This window comes from Streptomyces sp. NPDC055078 (assembly GCF_053607985.1).
The window spans coordinates 1-8,084 of the sequence record NZ_JBSGUP010000375.1 but is presented as its reverse complement, the minus strand read 5'-3'; the positions used below and the strand labels follow the sequence as shown (position 1 = coordinate 8,084).

Genomic DNA, 8,084 nt, shown 5'->3' with positions numbered 1-8,084 from the left:
CTTGGTGACTCCGCGTACGGTCAGGGCGCGTTCCCGGCCCGGGTCAGTCGGCACGGCGCGTCCAGGCGGTCGGCAGCAGGTCGGGGAGGTCGACGCGATCCAGCAGCGGCTGCCAGGTACGGGCCAGCTTGAAGCCCTTCATCAGACCGCTCGCGGACCGGACGTCGGGCAGCGGTTCGCCGTAGCCCAGGAGCGCCTCGGTGTCCCGCAGATGGCCGCGGAGCCGCTCCAGCCACTCCTCTCCGGCGCGGCCCACCGCCGCACGGCCCGCCGCGGCGAGGAGCAGCCCGGCCTCGACCTCGTCGGCCGGCACTCCGGCGAAGGGGTCGAAGCTCACCTGGTCGCCCCCGTAACTCAGTTCGCCCTCGGTGCGCAGCCCGCGCACGGACAGGGAGAACTCCACCATGTCGTACGCCATCAGAACGGCGATCTCGGTCTGTCCCGCGACGACGGCGCCCTCGATGTCCTCCATGCGCGCCCGGCATCTGAGCAGGAGACGGGCGGCTCCATGGGCGCGGAAGGCGAGCAGCCGGCGCAGGCCGGGCAGGGGCGCGTCGGACCGGGCCGGGGCGGTCCCGGCCGCCGCGGCGGCCACCGCGGTCGCGGGCGGGGTGGGGCTCGTCAAGCTGACACCTCCGGGTCGGGGTGTGCGACACCGAGCCACACCATGTCGTGGACGAACAGCGGCAGGATGTCGTCCGGGGGAACGGATCCGGCGGGCCCCGACCAGATCACGGCGCCGTTGTCCCCTGCCGGGAGGTCCAGCCGGAGGACCTCCAGGGCGCGTAACTGCCAGCGGTCCACGACCGTACGGTCGTCGAGCGCCGTCGTCCCGATGCCGGTGGCCCAGCGCAGCACCGAGTGCAGGGGTGCGGCGGGGCCGATCAGGCCGTCGACGGCGTCGAGGCAGCGCGCCACCCGCTCGTGGGGCGCGAGCGGAGGCGGCAGCACCTCGCGGAGCAGGGTCAGGCCCTCGTTGTCGCCGAGCGCTTTGAGCTTCTCGCCCGCCCACTTCTCCGTGAAGTACAGCTCCCCGCCCGCCGCGGCCCGTGCGTTGAGCGCGGCGACGACGGCCTCCCGCGCGCGGACGGCCGCCGCCATGGGTCTGGGATCGCGCAGCCAGCGGGCGGCCTGCGCGCGCCGGTGCGCCTCCACTGTCCACCACTGCCGCACCACGCCGGCGAGCCAGGGCCGGCGCAGGCCCGCGTGCCAGGCGTCCCACGGCGGTGAGGCGGCCAGCGGCAGTCCCAGCGCCAGCCTGCTCGCGGTGTTGATGGCCCGGCGGCGGTGGTTCCACGCGTCCTCGGTGACGGTGGCGAAGCGCGGCCAGGGCTCGGCCGTCAGCCCGGCTGTGCTGTCCCGTACGGCGCTCGCCCCGCGGATGCTGACATCGATCAGTGTGCCGTGCTCGTGCGACTGGATGGGAAAGCGGGTGAGTCTGTCGTTCTCCACGAGAACGAGCAGATCGAGGTCACTGCGGTGATTGCCGAATCCGGCGAGCACCGATCCGGCGGCGACCGCGAGCGCGGGACTGCCCAGACCCTGGTCCAACTCCCCCAGCACCGCGTCTCTGCCGATTCCGCGCTGTTCCAGGAACGCGCCGAGTCGCTTTTCCAGAATGCCGGAATCCGGGAATACGGCGGAATGTGCCAACGTGGTTTCCATGGTGGTCGGTTCACCTCCAGATAACGGTGGCGACGGTGCGGCCCGGTCCCCTCGGGGGAACCGCGCCCCCGGAACCCTACGCAGCTTCCCAAGCGCCACGGCGCCGGATCAACGAATGTTCCGGCTGCCGGAACGCGACCTTTCGCCGACGCGGGCGGGGGGTTGAGAATCAACTCACCGTCAACCGATCACTGTTGACCGAACGGTTCCGCCCCCACCCCGCCGCATACCGAATTCGCCGCGCTCGCCGCTCTGTCCGCGACCTCCGAGGTTTCCTGGGACGCCCGGACTGACGGGCGGCACGGGGTCCCGACCGCCGGACAAGGAGAGGACGGCCCCGATGACCGCGACCGACCGGGGCGCGCTCGACGCCATCCGCCGGCATCTCTCGCCCCAACTGGCCCTCGTCTACGGCATGAACGGCTCCGGCTCGATCGAGGCGAGCGGCGAGGGGGCCCGCCTGCGGCTCTCCGACGGCCGAGGCGCGCTCGACTTCGGGAGCTACGCGGTGACCCTGCTCGGGCAGCGCCACCCCGCCGTCCTGTCCGCGGTACGCCGTGAACTCGACGCGATGCCGGTGTCGACCCGTGTCCTGGGCAACGGCACCACCGCCCGGTTCGCCGCGGCGCTGGCCGCCTACGCGGACCCGGAGCGGCTGACGAAGGTGTGGCTCGGGCTGAACGGCTGCGACGCCGTCGAGGCGGCGCTCAAACTGGCCCGCCTCGCCACCGGCCGCACCCGTGTCCTCGCCGTCGAGGGCGCGTACCACGGCAAGTCCCTCGGTGCGCTGGCCGCGACCTGGAGCCCGCGCTACCGGCAGTCGCTTGGCCCGCTGCTGGGCGGGGTGACGCATATCGCGGCGGACGCGTCCGCGATTCCCGGTGCCTTCGCCGCCGGCGAAGTGGCCGCCGTCATCGTCGAGCCCGTTCAGGGCGAAGGCGGTGTACGGCCGCTGGACCCCGGATTCCTGCGGGCTCTGGCATCCGCCGCTCGCGAGAACGGCGCATTCTTCATCGCCGACGAGATCCAGACCGGACTGCGCAGATGCGGGCCGCGCCTGGTCAGCACGGACACCGGGGTGCGGCCCGACGCCGTACTGCTCGGCAAGGCGCTCGGCGGCGGGGTGCAGCCGGTGTCCGCCGTGGTGGCGACGGAGGAGTTCTACGCGCCGCTGGCCGCCGACCCGTTTGTGCACACCACGACGTTCTCCGGGCATCCGCTGGGCGCGGCGGCCGGTGTCGCGGCGCTCTCGGCCGTGGAGGAACTCGCCGCGCGTGGCGAGCGTCTGGCCACGCTGCTCTCCGCCGGTCTCGCGCGGCTCGCCGGGCGCCACCCCGCCCTGATCGGGGACGTAAGGGGCCGGGGGCTGCTGTGGGGCGTGGAGTTCGCCACCCCCGCCGTGGCCGGAGACGTCCTGCTGGAACTCGGGCGGCGGGGGCTGGTGGTCTCGCCGTGCCTGGGGCGGCCGGAGGTGCTCCGGCTGCTTCCGCCACTGGTCGCCACGGACGAGGACGCCGAGGAGGCGCTCGCCACCCTGGACGCCGTCTGCGCCGCGGTACCCGACGAGTTCCGCTCCCGGGCCCCGGCGGCGCCCTGAGCCGGGTGGATCCGGCATGGATCCGGGAGGGGTGGATCCGGCATGGGTGGATCCGGCCGGGCCGCCCGGTGGAACGGCGCCCTCGGACACAGCGGGCACGCCGGAGACGAACGGCAGTACCAGCAGAGGGAGGAATCCGTGTGACAACCCCTGGAGGAAACCGCATGCCGCCGGTCACCCGAATCGAGAGGGACACCGTCACCCGCATCACGTCGGCCGACTCCCCCCTCCCCGGTGGGCCCGTGCACGGCTCCGTCCCGGACGCCGGGCCGCGCGCCGACCCCGTCCGTGCGCTGCGCGCCAGCCCCGCACCGTGGGCCACGACCGGCCGGCGCGGGACGCCGGCGCGCTCCACCGCACCCGAGAGGACGCGGCGATGACCGCGCCGGCGGGCGGCCCGGCGGCGGCGGACGGGCAGCACGGGGTCCAGTACCGCTACCACCGGGAGCTGTTCCCCGCGCTGCACGACTGGGAGCGCACCGAGCGGTCCATCATCGCGTTCACCGGTGAGGAGGGACCGAGCGGCCTGCTCGGTCTCGACCAGATGGGGCACTTCCGGCCGCAGGGCTGCGACCTGGTCGCCGACGCCATCGGCGCGGCGGATGACGGCTCCTTCGGCAGCGCTCCGCTGGAGCTGTGCGAACTGGGCAGCGGTTTCGGGGGCGCGCTGCGGTACACGGTGGACCGGCTCGTCGCGCGTGGGCCGGCCGTACGACGTGCGTACGGTGTCGACCTCGTCGCCGAGCACTGTGCGGTCAGCCGCCGTATCAGCCGCGCACAGGGGCGCGGCGCGATGACCGAGATCTGCGCGTCCGCCACGGCCGTCCCGCTCCCCGACGCCTCCCTCGACGTCGTGGTGGTGACGGGATCGATGCCGCACTTCCCCGAGCCCGGTGAGGTCATGCGCGAGGCCGGGCGGCTGCTGCGCCCCGGCGGGCTGCTCGTCCTCACGGAGGAGGTCAGCCTGACGCCTGGCGACGAGGGCCCGTCGGAGGCGTTCCGCGCGACCCATCCGCACGGTGTCTTCTTCACCACCCCGGTCGCCGAGCGGCTGCGCCAGCTCGATCGCGCGGGCTTCGCCGACGTGGTGCGGCGCGACCTCGGGGAGTGGGCCGCCGCACTGCTCGCCGACCGGCTCAAGGTGGTACGGATCTTCCGGGGCAGCGTCGCCCGGATCTACGGGACCGAGTCGGCGGAGCTGATCCGGCGTACCCTCACGGCGGCCCGCGACGAGTATCTGGCGGGGCGGCTGCTGCCCACCCTGTTCACGGCGCGACGGGCGCGACGGTCCTGAGTCGGCCTGCGAGAATGCCGCCCGGGGCGCCGCCCGGCGCAGGTTCCACCGTGAGCCTCCCGTACGTGGCGCCCGGACCGCTGAGGGGTGGTCTCTCCCTCCCCCGCCGGCTCCGGGCGCACATGGCTGTCGTCCGTGTAGCCGCAGGGCCCGGCGGTGCCGGGATGCGGATCACCAGACCTGAACCAGCTCGGGTGTTCGCTGCAGGGCACGCGACAGGGCGGCGCAGGCCGCCCTCAGGTGCGAGGCGGCCTTCGCCGGCTGCAGCCGCTGGGGGCCCGCGACGGCCAGCGCCCCCACAGCGGAGCCGGACGCCGTCAGTACGGGCGCGGCCAAACCGACCGCACCGGTCGCGCCGCGGATGACGGCGAATCCCTGGCCCAGGACCCGGGCGGATTCCTCGGCCCGCAGGGGTGCGCCCCGGGGCGGGAGAGCGGCACCCGCGCCGTACACGTGGAAGATCCTGGTCGCGGCCAGGGCCGCGGCCCGGGTCTCCTCCTCGGCGCCGAGCCCGGTGCCCGCGCCGTATGCGCGGCGTACCGCGTCCACCAGTGCCGCGTCATGGCCGAATGCGTCGAATATGAAGACGAACGCACTTCCCTGGGTGAGTTGATGCAGCTTTTCCGCATACGGGAATGCGAGATCGCGGAGTTTGAGCTGCCGGGGCACTTGCGCGCCGAGGACGAATAGGGCGACGCCGAGCCGCAGACCTTTCTCACCCCGCTCCAGCATGCCTTCCTCGACGAGTTCCGCGATGATCCGGTGGGCAGTGGCTTTGGGCATGTCGGCCCTACGCGCTATTTCTGAGAGCGGAAGTTCCGGTTCGCCAGGCCGAAAGCAGCGCAGAACGCTCATGCCGCGGGCGAGCATGGAGCGGGAGGACCTCGTCGATACGGACAAAGGCATCTCCTCCGAGAGTCCGGGGGGAGCAGCGTGGAGTACGAGCCGGCACCGCCCGACGGGCGAGTGCCTCCATGAAGGCCAGGTCGGCGATGTGCCGGGACAGAGCGCGGCGTCAGCCTTCGAGACATGAGACATGAGACATAGCAGGTCTTGCTGAAGGCGCTGGAAAGCGGTTCGGGGCTGTTCGAAGGCATGCTCCCGCAGCCGCGCCGAACCCCCCGGTTGGCCACCAGTGCACTCAACACTGGACAGAATGGGAACTCTAGCACTGCCGACCTCGATGAAATGCGGATCTGCACAGACATCCGGCCATTCCGTACGCGATCATTAAGTTCGGTTTGTGCGGTGACGACCACCGTCGACCCGTGATTGCGCGGGGGCGGGCAGTTCCCTTGCAGGGAAGATATTGATGGATTCGGCCAAACCGCAGAGAATCGGCCATTCTTTCAGAATGTGTCCACAGGGGGGCGCAGAGGCGTTCATGGGGTCGCCAAGAGGAGTGAACTGGTCGTTCGCCAGGGAATTCACCGGGGCCCCGAAAATCGAACGCGCCATAACCGGGCGAAGGAGATCGCCGCCCGTACGGACCGCCGCCCCTGGACGTCCGGGGCCGCGCGGACCGCTCCGGTGGTGGGAGCCGGTGTCGCCCCCTTGAGGCGATCGGAGAGCCTCGGCGTAGTGTGGGCGGGTCGATCAAGGTATCGGTGGGCCGGTACGGCAGTGGAGCCGGTGCACGCGGTCCAGCGCACAGGATTCGAGGACGGCACCGCATGTACAGCTCACCCGACGCGCTCGGCTCCACGGATCTGCCCGGGGAAGCGTCCACGGATCTGCCCGCGCAAGCGACCACGGATCTGCCCGGGGAAGAGTCCACGGCTCGGGCCTGGAAAGCGGCCATGGAGCTGTTCGGGGAATCGCCGCTCGACCTGTTCGGGGAATCGTTCGTCCGGGATCCCCACCCCTCGCTCGATCTGCTGCGGGAGGCCGCGCCCGTGTACCGGGATCCGGGGACGGGCCTGTGGCTGATCAGCCGGTACCAGGACGTGCGCGAAGTACTGCTCGATCCGGTGACGTTCCTCCCCGACAACGCCCAGCACGCCGTCACCCCGCTCTCGGTGGCCGCGCTCCGGCGGCTCGCCCGGGCCGGCTTCTCGCTGCCGCCCGCGCTGGCGGACAACGGCGGGCCGTCACACCACGGGCTGCGCCGGGTGGTCACCCGCTTCTTCAACGCCCAGCGAGTCGCCGGCTCCGTACCGTTCATCGAGCGCACGGCACGGGAGTTGCTGGTGCCGGTGGCACAACGGCTCGACGCCGAGGGGAGCTGCGAACTCGTCGCGGACTTCGCGCGCGTCCTGCCCTGCCGGGTGATGACGGAACTGCTCGGTGTGGAGGGGGCGGACCCGGCGACGCTGTCGCGGTGGAGCGACGCGTCCCTGGAGCTGTTCTGGGGACGTCCCTCGCCGGAGCGTCAGCTGGTCCTGGCGGACGAGGCCGCGGAGTTCCACACCTGGCTGACCGGCCGCTGCGCCGCCGAGGCCGCGCCGGGGAGCCTGATGGCGGCGCTGCGCGAGGAGGCCCCGGACCTCGCGACCGCCGTGGCGGTCTGCTACTTCGTCTTCATCGCCGGACAGGCCACCACCGGCCAGCTGATCGCCACGGTGCTGCGCAGAGCGCTCGACGACGGGGCGGCCTGGGATCGCGCGGCGGGCGAGGAGGGCTTCGCGGAGGCGTGGTCGGAGGAGATACTGCGCCGCGAACCGCCGGTGACGACCTGGCGGCGGAGGTCCGCGCGGGACGCGCGTGTCGGCGGAGTGCCCGTGCCCGCCGGGGCCCCGCTGCTGCTGATGCTCATGGGCACCGGGTCGGACCCCGAGATCTTCGACGAACCCGCCCGGCTGTGCCCGCACCGTCCCAACGTCCGGCTCCATCTGTCCTTCGGGGCCGGGCGCCATCGCTGCCCGGGTGCCCTGCTGGCGCGTACCGAAGCGGCGGTCGCCCTGCGTACGGCCGCCCGTTCACTGCCCGGACTCATGCCTCTGGCGGGTGCGGAGACCCCGTATCTGGGGCTGCTGTCCTTCCGCGCACCGACCTCGGTGGCGGTCGGCCGGCGCTGACCGGAGCAGGGGCGGGCCGCGCCGTTCGGGCAGGCGCCGCAGGCCCGGAGCCGTCGGCTCCGGTGCCACGGGGCGCATCCGGCTGTGCCGCGCAACCACTGGGCGGGGGCCCTCGCCCAGTGGACGTTTGGCCCACTCCGGCGTACGGGGATCCTCCCCCTGAGCACCCTCACAGCGAGGCAGCGCTCCGCTGAGAGCCAGGGGGACTTCACGTGACAGCTGTGCCGCAATCAGTCGGACTCCACTCGGCTCCGCGCGTGCCGGGCGCGGTGCCGCTCCTGGGGCACGCGCTGAAGATGTGGCGCGACCCTCTCGGCTTTCTGCTGTCGCTCCGTGAGTACGGGGATCTGGTCCGCATCGATGTCGGCACGCTCCCCGTCTACGTCACCACCACAGCTGAGCTGGTCCACGACGTCACGGTGCACAAGGCCCGGCACTTCGAGAAGGGCCGCTTCTACGACCAGCTGCGGCCACTCGCCGGCAACGGCGTGGCGATCGCCAGCGGAGACGT

General features: G+C 72.6%; 6 protein-coding genes and 1 pseudogene. 4 read left to right on the top strand and 3 right to left on the bottom strand.

Annotation, left to right across the window (positions count from 1 at the left end; genetic code table 11):
* Positions 1-43: 43 nt before the first annotated feature.
* Together ACWF94_RS26505 and ACWF94_RS26500 are read right to left on the bottom strand one after the other, a co-directional pair.
* A complete protein-coding gene (locus tag ACWF94_RS26505; protein WP_453493455.1) occupies positions 44-625 on the bottom strand; it encodes a hypothetical protein in 582 nt (193 codons plus the stop codon).
* Positions 622-1,665 carry a hypothetical protein gene (locus tag ACWF94_RS26500; RefSeq protein ID WP_453493452.1) on the bottom strand — a complete coding sequence of 348 codons (1,044 nt, stop codon included), beginning with the start codon at positions 1,663-1,665 and terminating at the stop codon, positions 622-624. The genes ACWF94_RS26505 and ACWF94_RS26500 overlap by 4 nt, the downstream gene beginning before the upstream one ends.
* A 340-nt stretch (positions 1,666-2,005) precedes the next feature.
* On the opposite strand from ACWF94_RS26500, the gene ACWF94_RS26495 reads away from it, so the two are divergent.
* Positions 2,006-3,262, top strand: coding sequence for an aspartate aminotransferase family protein (locus ACWF94_RS26495; protein ID WP_453493449.1), 1,257 nt, complete (start codon positions 2,006-2,008; stop codon positions 3,260-3,262).
* 376 nt (positions 3,263-3,638) lie between these two features.
* Positions 3,639-4,556 (top strand): class I SAM-dependent methyltransferase, encoded by a 918-nt coding sequence (locus ACWF94_RS26490; protein WP_453493446.1) that lies wholly within the window; start codon positions 3,639-3,641, stop codon positions 4,554-4,556.
* Positions 4,557-4,727: 171 nt separating this feature from the next.
* Here the strand turns inward: ACWF94_RS26490 and ACWF94_RS26485 are convergent, their stop codons facing one another.
* Positions 4,728-5,411 carry an IclR family transcriptional regulator gene (locus ACWF94_RS26485; protein ID WP_453493458.1) on the bottom strand — a complete coding sequence of 228 codons (684 nt, stop codon included), beginning with the start codon at positions 5,409-5,411 and terminating at the stop codon, positions 4,728-4,730.
* An 818-nt stretch (positions 5,412-6,229) separates the two neighbouring features.
* Between ACWF94_RS26485 and ACWF94_RS26480 the strand changes: the two genes are divergently transcribed.
* Both ACWF94_RS26480 and ACWF94_RS26475 read left to right on the top strand, forming a co-directional pair.
* A complete protein-coding gene (locus ACWF94_RS26480; RefSeq protein WP_453493443.1) occupies positions 6,230-7,573 on the top strand; it encodes a cytochrome P450 in 1,344 nt (447 codons plus the stop codon).
* 212 nt (positions 7,574-7,785) lie between these two features.
* Positions 7,786-8,084, top strand: a pseudogene (locus ACWF94_RS26475) (cytochrome P450); the annotation flags it as partial.

Excerpts from the sequence above, each read along its gene's own strand:
- ACWF94_RS26500 (WP_453493452.1), bottom strand. The coding sequence starts at position 1,665 with ATGGAAACCACGTTGGCACATTCCGCCGTATTCCCGGATTCCGGCATT.
- ACWF94_RS26495 (WP_453493449.1), top strand. The coding sequence starts at position 2,006 with ATGACCGCGACCGACCGGGGCGCGCTCGACGCCATCCGCCGGCATCTC.
- ACWF94_RS26490 (WP_453493446.1), top strand. The coding sequence starts at position 3,639 with ATGACCGCGCCGGCGGGCGGCCCGGCGGCGGCGGACGGGCAGCACGGG.
- ACWF94_RS26485 (WP_453493458.1), bottom strand. The coding sequence starts at position 5,411 with ATGAGCGTTCTGCGCTGCTTTCGGCCTGGCGAACCGGAACTTCCGCTC.
- ACWF94_RS26480 (WP_453493443.1), top strand. The coding sequence starts at position 6,230 with ATGTACAGCTCACCCGACGCGCTCGGCTCCACGGATCTGCCCGGGGAA.